17 protein-coding genes are annotated in these 15,244 nt (G+C 67.5%); 11 read left to right on the plus strand and 6 right to left on the minus strand.

Annotated features, from left to right (window positions below; genetic code table 11):
- Window positions 1-3: 3 nt before the first annotated feature.
- Complete coding sequence (locus ACQI46_RS19590; protein WP_427095703.1) at window positions 4-1,035, minus strand: fused (3R)-hydroxyacyl-ACP dehydratase subunits HadA/HadB; 1,032 nt, start codon at window positions 1,033-1,035, stop codon at window positions 4-6.
- Between the two features lie 206 nt (window positions 1,036-1,241).
- Here ACQI46_RS19590 and ACQI46_RS19595 point away from each other — a divergent pair, with 206 nt between their 5' ends.
- The 7 genes from ACQI46_RS19595 to ACQI46_RS19625 all read left to right on the plus strand — a co-directional run bounded on the left by ACQI46_RS19595 (window position 1,242) and on the right by ACQI46_RS19625 (window position 7,543).
- Entirely contained in the window at window positions 1,242-2,228 is a 987-nt protein-coding gene (locus ACQI46_RS19595) for an ABC transporter substrate-binding protein (protein ID WP_427095704.1), read from the plus strand.
- Window positions 2,225-3,034 carry an ABC transporter ATP-binding protein gene (locus tag ACQI46_RS19600; protein WP_427095705.1) on the plus strand — a complete coding sequence of 270 codons (810 nt, stop codon included), beginning with the start codon at window positions 2,225-2,227 and terminating at the stop codon, window positions 3,032-3,034. The genes ACQI46_RS19595 and ACQI46_RS19600 overlap by 4 nt, the downstream gene beginning before the upstream one ends.
- Window positions 3,031-3,810: an ABC transporter permease gene (locus tag ACQI46_RS19605; RefSeq protein ID WP_427095706.1), complete on the plus strand. Its 780-nt coding sequence runs from the start codon at window positions 3,031-3,033 to the stop codon at window positions 3,808-3,810. Before ACQI46_RS19600 ends, ACQI46_RS19605 begins: the two co-directional genes overlap by 4 nt.
- Window positions 3,807-4,625, plus strand: coding sequence for an ABC transporter permease (locus ACQI46_RS19610; protein ID WP_427095707.1), 819 nt, complete (start codon window positions 3,807-3,809; stop codon window positions 4,623-4,625). Before ACQI46_RS19605 ends, ACQI46_RS19610 begins: the two co-directional genes overlap by 4 nt.
- A 65-nt stretch (window positions 4,626-4,690) precedes the next feature.
- The gene (locus ACQI46_RS19615) at window positions 4,691-5,899 is read left to right on the plus strand and encodes a CaiB/BaiF CoA transferase family protein (protein ID WP_427095796.1); all 1,209 of its coding nucleotides are present in this window, start codon (window positions 4,691-4,693) and stop codon (window positions 5,897-5,899) included.
- Complete coding sequence (locus ACQI46_RS19620) at window positions 5,896-6,846, plus strand: hydroxymethylglutaryl-CoA lyase (protein WP_427095708.1); 951 nt, start codon at window positions 5,896-5,898, stop codon at window positions 6,844-6,846. Before ACQI46_RS19615 ends, ACQI46_RS19620 begins: the two co-directional genes overlap by 4 nt.
- A 1-nt stretch (window position 6,847) precedes the next feature.
- Window positions 6,848-7,543: a GntR family transcriptional regulator gene (locus tag ACQI46_RS19625; RefSeq protein WP_427095709.1), complete on the plus strand. Its 696-nt coding sequence runs from the start codon at window positions 6,848-6,850 to the stop codon at window positions 7,541-7,543.
- Window positions 7,544-7,548: 5 nt separating this feature from the next.
- On the opposite strand, the gene ACQI46_RS19630 is transcribed toward ACQI46_RS19625, so the two are convergent.
- Window positions 7,549-8,295, minus strand: coding sequence for a 3-oxoacyl-ACP reductase family protein (locus ACQI46_RS19630; RefSeq protein WP_427095710.1), 747 nt, complete (start codon window positions 8,293-8,295; stop codon window positions 7,549-7,551).
- A gap of 117 nt (window positions 8,296-8,412) precedes the next feature.
- Here ACQI46_RS19630 and ACQI46_RS19635 point away from each other — a divergent pair, with 117 nt between their 5' ends.
- Window positions 8,413-8,976 carry a TetR/AcrR family transcriptional regulator gene (locus tag ACQI46_RS19635; RefSeq protein ID WP_427095711.1) on the plus strand — a complete coding sequence of 188 codons (564 nt, stop codon included), beginning with the start codon at window positions 8,413-8,415 and terminating at the stop codon, window positions 8,974-8,976.
- 17 nt (window positions 8,977-8,993) lie between these two features.
- Here the strand turns inward: ACQI46_RS19635 and ACQI46_RS19640 are convergent, their stop codons facing one another.
- On the minus strand, window positions 8,994-9,548 hold the full coding sequence (locus tag ACQI46_RS19640; protein WP_427095712.1) for a TetR/AcrR family transcriptional regulator: 555 nt from the start codon (window positions 9,546-9,548) through the stop codon (window positions 8,994-8,996).
- Between the two features lie 132 nt (window positions 9,549-9,680).
- Between ACQI46_RS19640 and ACQI46_RS19645 the strand changes: the two genes are divergently transcribed.
- A complete protein-coding gene (locus ACQI46_RS19645; RefSeq protein ID WP_427095713.1) occupies window positions 9,681-10,625 on the plus strand; it encodes a quinone oxidoreductase family protein in 945 nt (314 codons plus the stop codon).
- A 43-nt stretch (window positions 10,626-10,668) separates the two neighbouring features.
- Complete coding sequence (gene abc-f / locus ACQI46_RS19650; RefSeq protein ID WP_427095714.1) at window positions 10,669-12,315, plus strand: ribosomal protection-like ABC-F family protein; 1,647 nt, start codon at window positions 10,669-10,671, stop codon at window positions 12,313-12,315.
- Window positions 12,316-12,370: 55 nt separating this feature from the next.
- Here the strand turns inward: abc-f and ACQI46_RS19655 are convergent, their stop codons facing one another.
- The 3 genes from ACQI46_RS19655 to ACQI46_RS19665 form a co-directional block, all read right to left on the minus strand.
- Complete coding sequence (locus ACQI46_RS19655; protein WP_427095797.1) at window positions 12,371-12,793, minus strand: nitroreductase family deazaflavin-dependent oxidoreductase; 423 nt, start codon at window positions 12,791-12,793, stop codon at window positions 12,371-12,373.
- 470 nt (window positions 12,794-13,263) lie between these two features.
- Window positions 13,264-13,488: a hypothetical protein gene (locus tag ACQI46_RS19660; RefSeq protein ID WP_427095715.1), complete on the minus strand. Its 225-nt coding sequence runs from the start codon at window positions 13,486-13,488 to the stop codon at window positions 13,264-13,266.
- A 106-nt stretch (window positions 13,489-13,594) separates the two neighbouring features.
- Window positions 13,595-14,539 (minus strand): oxygenase MpaB family protein, encoded by a 945-nt coding sequence (locus ACQI46_RS19665; protein WP_427095716.1) that lies wholly within the window; start codon window positions 14,537-14,539, stop codon window positions 13,595-13,597.
- Window positions 14,540-14,656: 117 nt separating this feature from the next.
- Between ACQI46_RS19665 and ACQI46_RS19670 the strand changes: the two genes are divergently transcribed.
- On the plus strand, window positions 14,657-15,223 hold the full coding sequence (locus ACQI46_RS19670; protein WP_427095717.1) for a TetR/AcrR family transcriptional regulator: 567 nt from the start codon (window positions 14,657-14,659) through the stop codon (window positions 15,221-15,223).
- Window positions 15,224-15,244: the final 21 nt, after the last annotated feature.

The raw sequence follows: 15,244 nt of genomic DNA on the forward strand, positions 1-15,244 counted from the left end.
CCGTCAGCGGAAGCGCACGTGCAGCGTGGCGAGTCCGAAGATCTTCTTGCCGCCGGCCTTCGCGCCCACCAGCACGACGCCGCTGCGGGTTTCGGGATCCAACGACTTGACCTTGCCGCTGAACTCGATGTCGGCGCCTTCCTTGGCCGACACGACCGCCGGCTGCGACAGCCGCACCGAGTAACGACTGACCGCGCCCGGATCGCCCGACCACGCCGACACGAACCCGGCGCCCAGACCCATGGTCAGCATGCCGTGGGCGATGACGTCCGGTAGACCGGCCAGCTTGGCGATCTCCTCGTCCCAGTGGATCGGGTTGGCGTCACCGGCCACACCGGCGTAGTTCACCAGGTCGCCGCGCGACAGCCGGGCGTGGTGCACCGGCAGTGCGTCGCCGACCTTGACGTCGTCGAAGATCGGGGTGCCCGGCGTGCGGGTCTGCGTGCCGTCGGAGATCCGGATGTCGCCGGCGGGACGGACGGTCTTCTCGTAGTCGGCGTCGTTGCCGCCGATGTCGAGAATGTTCATGTCGTGCATCATCGCGTTCTGCACGGCGGTCTTGACCCCGGCGTCGATGTCCTCGGCCGTCACGCCGACGACCGTGGTGTGCAGGGTGTGCACCCGCTCGCCGTGGGTGTCGGTGAACGTGTTGGTGACGGTGATGAAGTCCCGGCCGGCTGTCCGCCGCACCGACGACAACTCGACGTCGATGACGAGCTCGTCGCCCGCCACGATCGGGCGGTGCTGTTCGAAGACCTCTTCGGTCTGCAGATAGGTGTCGTAGCCCACCACGATCTCTTCGAACATGCGCCGGTTGCACTGCATCCCGGGCGCCGAGGTGAAGGTCAGCGGCGCGATGACGTCCGGATATCCGAGCTCACGGGCGGCGTCGACGTCCCAGTGCGCGGGGTGGTAGTCCTGGACTGCGCGGGCGTACTCGCGGAGCTTCTCCCGACCGACCAGGTAGGTGCCGTCCATCTGATAGTGGTGGCCAACCCGCGCTTCCAGGGGTGACGTCTCTGCTGCTGCAGTCATGAATGTGCTCAACTCTTCCGCCGGCTGGTCGTGGAGGCCGACTCAAGCACACTAACGCGCGCGGACTTCGCCGAACGATCCAGCGATGGTTGTGTACAAGATCGTGCCTGATGGCGGGATTCACTGAGGAAGTCGTTTGACCGAGCGCACGATTGTATGCAAGATTATTCTACGATATGGCTCAGGTCACACTTTGGAGGTTTGTCATGCGTCGAGGCATCGGCATGCTCGCGATAGTCGGCGCGACAGCGCTCGTACTCAGCGGCTGCGGATCCGGATCCGAGTCTGCCGACGGGGCGGCGGGTATCGAGATATCCGTGACACACCCCGACGACCTGTACGGGCTTCCCTGGAAGGTTGGTCAGGCGCAGGGCTTCTTCAAGGACGCCGGCGTGGAGATCAGCAAGATCGTCCCTGCCGAAGGAGGCGGCACGACACTGCAGAACGTGGTGGCCGGCCGACTCCCGTTCGGCGAGGTCGCCACCGGAGCGGTGGTGAAGGGCTTCCAGGAAGGCGCACCGGTCCAGGCCATCGGTGGCGGCGTGCAGTCGGTCTCCGATGTGCTCTGGGTGGCCTTGAAAGATTCCCCGCTCACATCCGTTGAGCAGACCGCGAATTCGCGGTGGGGATTCACCAACCCCGGCTCGGTCACCGAGGCGATGTCCTTCATGGTTCCCGAAGCCGCGGGAATCGCCGGCGTCGAGCGGAAGTCGACCGGCGGATCCGGAGCGGGAATCGCGCTGCTCGAAGCCAACGAGGTCGACGTCGCCTACGCCTCGCCGCGGACGGCCGCCGAGCAGCAGGACGGCCTCAAAGTCGTCGTCGACAGCTCCGATTATGTTCCGGTCTACCAGCAGACCGTCATCGTCAGCGGACGCGACTACGCCCAGAAGAACCCCGAGCAGGCACGCGCACTGCTGGACGGCTACAGCAAGTCGGTCGAGTGGATCACCGACAACCCCGCCGACGCTGCCGCACTGTGGGCGGAATCCACCGACATCGACCCGCAGGTCGCCGACCAACTGGTCACCAATGCCGTGGCGGCGAAGCACTGGAGCGTCAGCTTCAGTCCGGAGGCACTCCAGGCGGCGGCGAAGGGGCTGTCACTGACCGACGGAATCGAGTCCGTCGATTGGAAGGGCCTGGCCACCACCGACTACCTGCCCGACGACAGCAAGGGTGAACTTCCATGACCCGCCCCGAGAACCGGTCGACCACCGGCGGCACCGAAGTCGCGATCAAGGGGGTCGAACGACGCTTCGGCGACGTACACGCTCTCGCCCAAACCGATCTCACGCTGAAAGCAGGTACGTTCACCGCCCTGGTCGGACCCTCCGGATGCGGCAAGTCCACGCTGCTCGACATCATCGGAGGACTGCAGACGCCGTCGGCCGGTGAAGTCACCTTCGACGGCGTCCGGCAGGTCGGACCCCGGCGCCAGACCGGCATCGTCTTCCAGGAGGCCGCCGTACTCCCGTGGCGCACCGTGCTCGACAACGCGGCGTTCGCTCTCGAGACACAGGGGGTTCCGAAGCGGGAGCGGCGCCAAATCGCCGAGGACACGCTGCGCCGGGTCGGGCTGTCCCGGTTCGCCCGCGCGTACCCGCACCAGCTGTCCGGAGGCATGCGGCAGCGCACGGCCATCGCGCGGGTCCTCTCGACTCAACCGGATCTGATCCTGGCCGACGAGCCGTTCGGCGCGCTCGATGAACAGACCCGCACCGTCCTCGGGCTGGAGCTGTTGAAAGTGGCGCGGGACAGCGGCACGACCGTGCTGTTCGTGACACACAGCATTTCGGAGGCGGTCCTGCTCTCCGATCGGGTGTTGGTGATGAGCGCCCGGCCGGGAACCATCCTGGACGACTTCACCGTCGACCTTCCGCCCGAGCGGAGCCCCGACCTCCTCGGCGCCCCGGAGGCGGCACGACTGGTCGAGCAGGTCTGGCAGAAGATCCGCGGCGAGGCCGAGCGTGCCATGGCCGAACAGGCCGCGACGTGACGTCGGCAGTGATCGAGCGACGGGCAGGCCTGACCGTCCGCGGATGGACGCTCGTGATCGCCGCGGCCACGGCGCTGTTTCTGGAGCTCGCACCCAGAATCGGTCTGGTGGACCCCTTTTCGGTCATTCCGTTGAGCGAGATGGTCGCCCAACTCGGTGAGCTCCTGGCCACCGGTGAGTTCTGGTCGTCCGCGCTGATCCCGTCCCTGTCGGCCATCGGCCTGGCGTTCGTCCTGGCGATCGTGCTCGGCGTGATCGTGGGTATCGCGCTGTGGGAGGTTCCGTCGGCGCGCGGCCTCGTCGAGCCGTGGCTGACCATCTACTACGCGATCCCCACGTTCGCTCTCTATCCGCTGATCGTGGCGGTACTCGGAGTGGGACTCCTGCCAATCGTGTTGCTCGGCACGATGTTCGCCATCGTCGTGGTCGTCACCTCGACGCTGACCGGCCTGGACGCGACGTCGACGACCGTCATCCGGCTGGCCACCTCCCTGCAGATGAGCAGGTTCTCGCGGGCCACGAAGATTCTGGTGCCCGCCGCGCTACCGCACATACTCACGGGATCGCGACTGGCGTTGTCCTACGCCCTGATCGGTGTACTGGCCAGTGAGTTCGTGCTGTCCACCTCAGGGTTGGGCCACTTCATCTCCCGCGCGTACAACGACTTCGCGTTCGCCGACATGTACGCCGGGGTCCTGCTGGTCTTCATTCTCGCCGGATTGGTCAACGCGATCTTCGGGTTCGTGGCCAAGCGCCAACCAGGGGTGGCCTCATGAGTGCGACAACCGAACAGGCCGCAGCCCCGACGCCGGCCACGAAGGCTTCCCGGTCACAGGCGGCCAGTGCGGGCCGCACGGTCCTCGGGTTGTTGGTGGTGCCGGCTGTGCTCCTCGTGATTTGGGCGATCGTCGCTGCGGCGCTCGACAGCCTGGTGTTCCCCGGACCGGTGCAGGCCGTCGAAGATCTCCTGAACGACCTGCAGCGGCCCGCATACCGGGACAGCGTGCTCACATCGGTTCGGCTGCTGGCTGTTTCGTGGGCCCTGGCAGCGATCGTCGGTGCGGTCGTGGGCTTTGTGCTCGGCCAGTCGCAGTTCTGGTCGAAGGTGTTCCAGACGCCCCTGTTCGCGCTGTACAGCATCCCGAAGGTGACGTTGTATCCGATCTTCCTGCTGTTGCTCGGACTCGGCGAACCCAGCCGCATCGTCTTCGCTTTCCTGCACGGCGTCTTCCCGGTCGCGTTGCTCGTCATGGGCGCCACGGCGACGCTCGACAAGAAGCTGGTGCGGCTCGCTGATGCTCTCGAGCTGTCGTGGTGGCAGCGCACCACCAAGGTCGTACTGCCCGCACTGCTGCCCACGGTGCTGGTGGCGCTGCGCATCAGCTTCGGGCTGACCTTCCTGGGTCTGGTCCTTGCCGAGATGTTCAGTGCCGACATCGGTTTGGGACGCGAGCTGGTCAACAACGTCGCCAACGTGCGCGTCGGGCAGATCGCCGGTCAGGTGCTGTTCATCGGCCTGCTGGCGTTGGGTCCGGTACTGGCGCTGCTCGCCGTGGAACGACGGGTCAAAGCAAGAGTGGGCATCAAATGACCGATTCACACAAGATCGAGGAGCACGTGGTGAGTAGTCAGGACACGACACGCCAGGACACGACGATGTCCGACGCATCGGCGACGGGGCCGTTGGCCGGTATCCGTGTGGTGGAAATGGGACAGCTCATCGCCGGACCGTTCTGCGGTCAGCTGCTCGGCGATCTCGGTGCCGACGTCATCAAGCTCGAAGACCCGCAGCGCGGAGATCCCATGCGCGAGTGGGGCCATCAGCGTCCGCTCGGCGAGTCGCTGTGGTGGTCGGTGGTGGCGCGCAACAAGCGCTCGGTCACCTGCAATCTGCGCACCGCCGAGGGCCAGGCGCTCGCGCGCCGGCTGGCGGTCGGCGCCGACATCGTGGTCGAGAACTTCCGTCCCGGCACTCTGGAGCGGTGGGGCCTGGGCTATGAGGAACTCGCGGCGGAAAACCCGGGTCTGATCATGGTGCGCGTGTCCGGCTTCGGTCAGACGGGTCCGTACGCGAACCGTGCCGGGTACGGCGCGATCGGCGAGGCCATGGGCGGACTGCGCTACATCGTCGGTGACCCGAGCACCCCGCCCAGTCGGGTCGGCATCTCGATCGGCGACTCGCTGGCAGCCACCTACGGAACACTTGGAGCGCTGGCGGCGCTGCACGAGCGCAGCCGCACAGGCCTCGGGCAGGTCGTCGACTCGGCGATCTACGAGGCCGTGCTGGCGATGATGGAATCGACTGTGCCCGAGTATCAACAGACCGGGTATGTCCGCGAGCGCACCGGCGCGGTACTGCCGAACGTCGCCCCCAGCAACGTGTATCCGACGAGCGACGACGCATGGGTGCTGATCGCGGCGAACCAGGACACCGTATTCCGGCGGCTGGCACAGGCGATGGGCCAGCCGGAGCTGGCCGACGACGAACGGTTCGTGAGCCACGGTGCCCGCGGTGAGCGCCAGGCCGAACTCGATGCCCTGATCGCGGAATGGACTCGGGGACTCACGGTTTCGGAAGTCGAGAAGCTGTTGGAGGCGAACGGCGTGCCGTGCGGCCAGATCTATCGAGCTCCCGAGATGCTGGCCGACGAGCACTACCGGGCGCGGCAGTCGATCGTGGAGGTCGACCACCACCGGCTCGGGCCGGTGGCGATGCAGAACGTGGTGCCGCGATTGACCCGGTCTCCGGGCCGGATCCGTTGGGCCGGGCCCACCCTCGGTGCGCACACCGAGGAGGTCCTGCTGCAGGAACTCGGATTGACTGCAGAGGAACTCGCGCAGTTGCGGGACAAGGGTGTGGCGTGACCGGACTGCCCGCGCTGCCGGACCGGATCCGCGTCGTCGAGGTCGGACTGCGCGACGGGCTGCAGGCCGTCTATGACCCGATCCTGGCGACAGAGACCAAGGTCGAGGTGGTGCAGCGGCTGATCGACGCCGGTGTCCGCGAGATCGAGGCGGTCTCGTTCGCGCACCCGGCCGTCCTACCGCAGCTGGCCGACGCGGCCGCGGTGATGGCGAAGGTGCCGCGCCCCGAAGGGGTTCGATACCGGGGTCTGGTTCCCAATCTGCGCGGTGCGCAGCGCGCGGTGGACACGGGGCTGGACGAGATCGTCGTCGTCGTGTCGGCAGACGAGGAAGTCAGCAAGCGGAACCAGAACCGCTCCACTGCCCAGGTGCTCGAGGAGCTCGCCGAAATCGGCCCGCTGGTCAGGGATTCCGGAGCCGACCTGGTCGTGGGCATCGCGTGCGCGTTCTTCGCTCCGGCGCACGGGCCGGTCGCGTGGGAGCGTACCGTCGCGGTGCTCGACGCCGCTGCCGACGCCGGAGCGACCGGCGTGTACCTCGCGGCGACCTCCGGCATGGAACACCCCTACGAGGTGGTGCCGGGCATCTGCGCTGTGCGCGAACGACATCCGCACCTGGCGGTCGGTGTACACCTGCACAACCGCAACGGGCTGGCGATGGCCAACGCCATCGCTGCCATGACGGCCGGAGCGGACTGGTTGGAAACGGCCTTCGGCGGGCTCGGCGGGGATATGTGGTTTCCGGGCGCGCCGGAAGTTCTCGGCAACGCCCCGACCGAAGACCTGGTGCACACCTGCGACATGTTGGGTGTGGATACGGGTATCGACCTGACCCGTTATCTTGACGTCGTGGAGTTGATGGCGGAGCAGACCCGTCGGCCGTCGGTGTCCTTTGTGTCGCGGGGCGGGACCCGCAATGAATTGGCCCGTGCCGCCTGGCCGGAGTGACATGGCGACAAAGAGGCTCGACGCGGCAGGACAGGCCTACCAACTGCTGTCGGAGAAGATCGCTGCCGGGGAGGTGACGCCGGGGACCCGGCTCAAGGAATCGGCGTTGGCCGAGTCGTTGGGCTTCAGCCGTACGCCGATCCGCGAAGCGCTGCGCCGCCTTGCGGCCGACGGGCTGGTCGTCGTGCTGCCGAACCGTGGCGCGCAGGTGGTTTCGTACACCGCCGACGAGATCGACGCGTTCTTCTCGGTGCGGGTCATTCTCGAACCCCAGGCCGCCGCGTCGGCGGTGCCGCGCTTCACCGACGACCAGATCGACGAGCTCGACGAGCTCGCCAACCGGATGGCCTCCCTGGTGGCCCGCGATCCGGACCTCCGCGAACTCGGTGAGCTCAACCGCGACTTTCACGACCGGATCCTGCACGGCAGCGGCAACCGTGCGTTGGCGTCGGCGGTCTCGGCGGTGGTCCGGCCGGCCGTCGTCTACCGGACATTTCACCGCTACTCGCCAGAACAGCTGCAGCGCAGCATGGCTCATCATCTCGAGCTTGTCGCCGCAGCGCGCGCTCGCGATTCCGAATGGGCGGAGTCGGTGATGCGGACGCATCTCCTTGCGGCCAGGCACGCCGCGACGAGCGGGCTCGGCGTCCACGGTGCGACCAACGAGGCCGTCCGACTCGCTGTCGAGCCCGCGTAGCGACGCTAGATGGTGAAGCCGCCGTCGACGTTCAGGTGCGCACCGGTGATGTAGCCGGATTCCGGGCCGGCCAGAAACGCCACCAGCGAGGCGACATCGCTGGTGTGCCCGTAACGGCCCTGCGCGACAACCTGTTTGAGACTTTCGGCAAAGTCGCCGTGGTCGGGGTTGGCGTCGGTGTCGATCGGGCCGGGCTGCACGTTGTTGACCGTGATGCCGCGCGGGGCGAGGTCGCGGGCGAGCCCCCGGGTGAACGAAGCCAGCGCACCCTTGGTCATGCCGTAGACCGACAACCCGGGTCCGGGTATCCGGTCGGCGTTGATGCTGCCGATGTTGATGATGCGGGCACCCTCGCCGAGGTGGCCGACCGCGCTGCGCACCGCCCAGTACACGCCGCCGATGTTGATCGCGACCAGACGGTCGAACTGCTCGGCAGGGAATTCGTCGATCGGGGCAATGTGCGCGACCGCCGAGTTGTTGACCAGGATGTCGAGTCCGCCGAACTCGGCGACCGTCTGCTCGACCGCACGGGTGACCTGCGCAGGATCGGCGGAGTCGGCCGCGATGGCCACGACGGTGGCGCCGTCGGCGGTCAGGTCGGCGACGATCTTCTGCGCGTGGGTCGCCGAGGCGGCGTAGGTGAAGGCCACGGCGGCGCCGTCCGCGGCGAGGCGCCGCACGATCTCGGCGCCGATGCCGCGCGATCCTCCGGTCACCAGTGCTCGTTTTCCGGTCAGGGGTGCGGTGCTCATCAGGGGTCCTCTCACGTCATTTCGAACCGGAGTGTTACTTAGTACGCTGAGGTCAAGCCGCAGGAAGCGCGAATCATTCCCGATCTGTCGGCGACACAGGGAAGGAGGCCCTCGGACATGGCCGTCGGACGACCACGCGAATTCGACCCCGAGCACGTCGAGCAGGTCGCCATGGAGCTGTTCTGGGAGCGCGGTTTCGATGGCGTATCGATCTCGGATGTGACCGCGGCGACCGGCGTCAACCGCCGCAGCATCTACGCCGAGTTCGGGTCCAAGGACAAGTTGTTCGAACGCGCCACGTTGCGTTACCTCGCCGGCCCGGGCGACTACGTCGTCGATGCGTTGACCCGTCCGACGGCCCACGCCGTCGCCGAGGCGATGGTGCACGGCGCGGCCGACACCGTCAGCGGGGAACCGCAGGGATGCCTGACGGTCGGTAACGCGCCGGGGTTACCCGAGTTGCGCGAGGCCGCCGTGCACCGGCTCGCGGAGCGGTTCGATGCGGCGGTGCGCGACGGTGACCTGCCGGCCGTGGACACCGTGGTGCTGGCGCGCTGGGTCGCCGCGGTCTGCCAGGGCATCGCCGTCCAGGCCCGCAGCGGAGCCGGCCGAGCCGAACTGCACGCGGTGGCCGATCAGGCCCTGGCGGGCTGGCCGGGGTCGTCAGCGATCGACGGCTGAGGGAACGGCTCTGCGCATCAGGTCGGGCGGATGCCGTCGATGACGATGTCCAACAGGCGCCTGCGCTGGGCCTCGTCGCGGCCAGGTTGTTCACCCACCCACGCGATGGCGGCGGCCAGGTCCAGCACGTCGCCGATGTCGACGTTGGGCCGGATGAGGCCCGCAGCAGCTGCGCGCGACACCAGTTCGGCTCCCGATTCTCGTGACAAGCGGCACGCTTCGCTCGACTCCGGACGGGCACACGCAAGTGTCTTGGCGAGCCCGTCGAACATCCGGGCCTGCGCGATGTAGGCCTGCAGCCAGTCCCTCAGCGCGGCAAGCGGTTCAGCGACGGTCATCCGGTCCCTACCGAGACGGTGCAACTCCATGAGGCCGTCGTCGATGACGGCCAACACCAGCGCGTCCCGGGTGGGGAAATGGCGGTAGAGGGTGCCAGCGCCGACGCCGGCTGCCTTGGCGACTTCGTCGAGTGATGCCGTGACGCCGCCGCGAGCGAATGCTTCGCGGGCGGCGTCGAGGAGGAGTCGCCGATTGCGCACCGCGTCCGCGCGCATCGGTCGAGCAGGGCTCATCGATCCTCCTGTAGGCAAGCGGAGAATATCTCCGTATATTTACCGGAGACATCCTCCACATACTATTCAAGGAACCGCCATGAACGATGTGCTCGGTGCACTCCCGGTCGCTCCTGCTCGACATTCGGTCTCATGAAGGCAGTCGGCCTGTTTCGCTTTGGCGGACCGGATGTTCTGCAGGTGCTGGAGCTGCCGCCGCCACAGGCCGGTCCAGACGAGGTGCGTATTCGTGTCCACGGCGCCGCAGTAAACGCCACCGACGTGCTACTTCGTACCGGTGGACATGCGATCCGCATGCCCCATAGCCGGCCGCCGTATGTGCCCGGCATGGATGCGGCCGGGATCATTGATCAGCTCGGACCGGGAACCGAGGACCGCTTCGCCATAGGTCAACGCGTGATGGCGATGGTGCTCTTCACCGGTCCCCGGGGTGGGGCGTATGCCGAACAGGTCGTCGTACCGGCCGCGTCGGTGGTAGAGGCCCCGGACGGGGTGGATCTCTTCGCGGCTTCCACTCTGTTGATGAACGCCATGACCGCTCGTCTCGCGCTGGACGAGATGGCACTGCCGCCAGGTTCCACCATCGCGGTGACCGGAGCAGCGGGAGCCGTCGGTGGTTACGCGGTGCAACTGGCGAAAGCCGAAGGGCTGACCGTCATCGCAGATGCGGCACCGCGGGACGTCGAACTGGTCCGCGACCTCGGGGCGGACCACGTCGTCGAACGCGGAAGTGGCGTCGCGAAGCGCATCCGCGCACTGGCCCCTGACGGCGTGCCGGGTCTCGTGGACGCTTCGATGCAAACCACGCAAGTGGTTCCGGCAGTTTCGGACGGCGGGACGCTGATCGAGGTTCGGGGATTCAGCGGCCCGGTCGAACGGGGTATCCGTGTCTGCCCGGTGATGGTCGGTGACCACGTCACCGAAGCGCGCCGGTTCGACGCACTTCGGCGACAGGTCGAGGACGGCACGCTGACACTGCGTGTCGCCCAAGTACTGCCCGCTGACCATGCATCGCGAGCGCACCGAATGCTGGAGGAGGGTGGGATCCGCGGCCGATTGGTGCTCGACTTCTCCTGAGAGGGACCGCGAGCCGCCCGACGCGGTGGTGTGAGATGGACACATGACCGCAACGCTCGTCGCGAAGAACGTCGCCGGCGGGTTCGCGCACCGAACCCTCTTCTCCGGCGTCGACCTGACCGTCGCCCCCGGAGACGTCGTCGGAGTGGTGGGCGTCAACGGCGCGGGCAAAAGCACCCTGCTGCGCATCCTGGCCGGTGAGCTGGACCCGTTGGAGGGCACTGTCAGCCTGGCGCCCGTTGATGCGTTCGTCGGCTGGCTGCCGCAGGAACACGAACGGATCCCCGGCGAGACTGTGGCCGGCTATGTCGCGCGTCGCACGGGGTGCGCCGAGGCCACCCGCGTCATGGACGCCGCGGCCGCCGCCCTCGACGACGCCGGCAACGGAGCCGACGCGTACGCCGCCGCGCTGGACCACTGGCTGGCCACCGGCGCCGCCGATCTCGACGAACGGCTACCCGCGGTACTGGCCGATCTGGGCCTGGATTTCGATGCGGTGGGCCCGGATTCGATGCCGATGACGGCACTGTCGGGCGGCCAGGCCGCACGGGTCGGGTTGGCGGCACTGCTGTTGTCGCGGTTCGACATCGTGCTGCTCGACGAACCGACCAACGACCTGGACCTCGACGGGCTGGCCCGCCTGGAGCGGTTCGTCTCCGAGTTGCGCGGCGGTGTGGTGTTGGTCAGCCACGACCGGGAGTTCCTGGCGCGCACCGTGACCCGGGTGCTGGAGCTCGACCTGGCGCAGAACACCACGACGGTTTTCGGGGGCGGCTACGAAAGCTATCTCGAAGAGCGCGAAGTCAACCGTCGGCACCGGCGCGAACAATACGAGGAGTTCGCGGAGAAGAAGGCCGACCTGGTGGCGCGTGCCCGTGTGCAACGGGAGTGGTCGAGCCAGGGCACCCGCAACGCGATCCGCAAGGCGCCTGACAACGACAAGATCCGCCGACGCGCGGCCACCGAGTCCAGCGAGAAGCAGGCGCAGAAGGTCCGGCAGATGGAGAGCCGAATCGCGCGGCTCGAGGAGGTCGAGGAGCCGCGCAAGGAGTGGACGCTGCAGTTCACCATCGGGTCGGCGCCACGCTCCAGCGCGGTGGTCGCGACATTGGACAGCGCTGTTGTGCGCCAAGGCGAATTCGTGCTGGGCCCGGTGTCGTTACAGGTCGCCGCAGGCGAGCGGATCGGCATCACCGGACCCAACGGCGCGGGCAAGTCGACATTGCTGCGTCTGCTGCTGGGTCGCCGAATGCCCGACGAGGGCCGCGCGAGCCTGGGCGCGAGCGTGGAGATCGGCGAAATCGACCAGGCCCGGGCGTATTTCACCGGAGCCGATCGACTTCTGGACCGTTTCGAGCAACGGGTGCCGACCTGGCCCACCGCAGATGTGCGGACACTGCTGGCCAAGTTCGGGCTCGGCGCCGACCATGTCGAACGGCCGGTCGACGACCTGTCGCCCGGCGAACGTACCCGCGCCGGCATGGCGTTGCTGCAGGCGCGCGGCACGAATGTGCTGGTACTCGACGAACCGACCAACCATCTGGACCTGCCGGCGATCGAGCAGCTCGAGCAAGCGCTGGAGACCTACGACGGAGCGCTGCTGCTGGTCACCCACGACCGCCGGATGCTGCGAAACATCCGGTTGGACCGGTCGTGGCGAGTGGGCGACGGGCAGGTCGCCGAGCTGTAGGTCAGGCGGGTTCGACGCGACCGCGGGCGGTCTATTCGACGCGACCGCGGGCGGTCTATTCCACGATGAACACCGGGATCTGCCGATCGGTCTTGGTCTGGTATTCGGCGTACGGCGGGTAGGCCGCCACCGCGAGCTCCCACCAGTGCGCACGCTCGTCGCCCTCGAGCTCACGCGCGGTGCCCTCGATGACTGTCTCGCCGTCCTGGACCGTCACCGCCGGGTTCGCCTTGACGTTGAAGTACCACGCGGGGTGCTTCGGGTCGCCGCCCTTGGAGGCGACCATCGCGTAGCGGCCGTTCTCCTCGACGCGCATCAACGGCACGTAGCGCTTCTTGCCGGACTGCGCGCCGGTGGTGGTGAACAGGACGATCGGACGGTCGAACACCTGGACGCCGTCTGTGGTGCCCTGCTCGAGAATGCGCTGGGTCTGTTCACGGACCCAGTCGGTGGGACTCAACTCTGCTTGTTCGCTCACGTTGTCTCCAATGATCGTCGGTTCATCCGTATTCCCCGCGTTCCGATGCAACAACTGGTCGATCAATGCCAGTTCGGTCGTGCTCACCCAGGACGGGTTGGACTGCTGCGGAGCCCGGAACGGCTCCATCGAGCGCAGCCCCGCGACGGTGGCCAACTCCGTTGCCGTCAGCGGCTCGTCGAACAACGGAATCCGCACCGGCACCCGCAGCCCGGTGCCGTCGTCGGACGGGTACCCGGTGATGTACCCGGCACCCCAGATTCCACGCTGCGGGTGTGCCGAGACCCAGAACAGCACGCGCTGACCCGGCCGGATCAGCCGGGACCGGTAGTTGGCCGCGACGCACCACGCCGGTCCGGCCGCCCCGGCGGCGCGCATAGCGGTCACCGGTGTCCGGCGCGGGTGACACTTGATCACCCACGCACCCAGGGTCTCCGATGTCACGCTGCGGGGTTGCGCCATAGGCGCGGCTACACCGTCCAGCCGGTCTCTTGCGGCCACGTCTCCACGTCGGTGCCGTTGCGGCGCAGCCGCACGTACTCGTGTCCGTGGTCGGCCGCCTCGGCGACAGTGTCGGCATAGACCCGGCGGGCCTCCTCTTCGGATCCCCGCACCACGGACCTCTCTTGGGCGCCGTGGCTCGGGTCGCCGCGGTCGTAGGCGTCGGCGACCACGACCTCCCACGTCTCGTCCATCAGAACCTCCTTCGCGTGGGCTGCCTATACCCGTTCGCGAGGAGCATCAATGCCATACGTACGCACAGCGGCTGCGCACCGGTCGTGGTGGCGTGAGCGCAGCCGACTACCGGGCCGCGTTCGGCAGGTTGTAGGCGAACGACTTCTGTTGGCGCTGCTCCATTTTCCGCAGGCACTCATGGTGCTTACGGGCGTGGTAGGCCAGCGGGAAGTACGTCAGGCGGTCCGGGAGCACCCGGTAGAGAGTCCGGATCACGGTGTAGATGCGGACGAGTTCGCGCTCCTCGGCGGCGCTCCAGGTCACCCCGAGCTTCTCCCGCAGGCGCGGGTCGAGCAGGCCGACGATCGACAGGTAGCCGAACCGCGCGAACGGCCGCAGCGCCGGCCGGATCAACGGCACCAACGCCTTCGGCACCGACGGTCCGAGATCGACCTTGCCGGTACGCATTTCCTCGATCAGCTGCTTGGCCTGCGGCGTGCCCTCCAACCGCTCGGTGATCATCCGCTCGTAGAACGCGGTCATCTCCTCGTGCGTCTCGGGGTAGTCGCGCATCGGTGTGTGCAGCAGGCGCGCCAGACGCCGGTTGTCCCGCAGCAGTTCCGCGCGCTCGGCCTCGGTGAACGGCCGGCCCATCGACAATCGGCCCGCCTGCTCGGTCACGATGTAACCGGTGGCGATCACCCACTGATAGGCCTCTTTGTCCAGCGCGCTGATCTGCTTGCCGGTGTGCTCGCTGGTCATGGTGATCGGCTTGTGCAGCGCCCGCACCCGATTGCCTTCGGCGGCGGACTCGTGCAGGCCGTAGGTCCAGCGCAGCACCGAGTCCATCGATCGGATGGCCCGCCCACCGGGGTCGCCGTTGAACGAGGCGGAGTAACGGCCGGTGACCTCGGCGATCACCGGGTGCATGGCCTGCATCATGAAGGCCGCACCGTCAAGGATCAGGAACGTCCACCGGCCGGTGTGCTCGGCGGTCAGGGAGTCCATCGGGACCAGTTCGATCTCGTCGGTGTCCTGGCGCTGGGGGCGAACGTCGGCGCTGATGGTCATGGCGCGACGCTAATATGACCGAAAGGTCGCATTCAAGTCGCGTCAGGAGACTCTGTGGCTCGGGAAAAGGGCAGTTCAGCGCCCCGCAAGAGGCCAGTGCAGGAACGTTCTCGTGCCATGGTCGCAAAAATCGTGTCGACCACCGCGCGGCTGCTGCACACCCACGATCCCAAGCAGGTCACCACCAACCTGATCGCCGACAAGGCCGGCGTCAGCAAGGGCTCGATCTATCAGTACTTCACCGACAAGGACCAGATCATCCACGCGGCGATCGAACAGCTCGCCGCCGACCAGGCGCCGGTGATCGAACGCGCGCTGCGATCGGTGACGCTCGATGCGCCGGAGTCGGCGATGGAGTCTTCGATCGACATCCTCATCGACTACACGATCGCCAACCGCCGACTCCTCCGCTACCTCGCCGAGCGGCCCGACTACACCCGCACCTTCGACAACATCTCGGGTCTGCACGCCACGCTGCTGGCCATGGCGACCCTGCACATGAGCCACTACCGGAGCCACTACCGCGACGAGCTGAGCCCCAGCGCGCTGGCCTGGCTGTTCTTCAACATGGCCGTCGCCACCACCATGCGCTACATCGAATCCGACGACCCCATCCGCCTCGACGAACTGCGCGCCGGCCTGAAGTTCGCGTCCCGTGGGCTGTTGGCCGGCGGCGACGGATGACCCGCGCCGGCTGACGGCATC

Source organism: Mycobacterium sp. SMC-4, from assembly GCF_050205565.1.
GTDB lineage: Bacteria > Actinomycetota > Actinomycetes > Mycobacteriales > Mycobacteriaceae > Mycobacterium.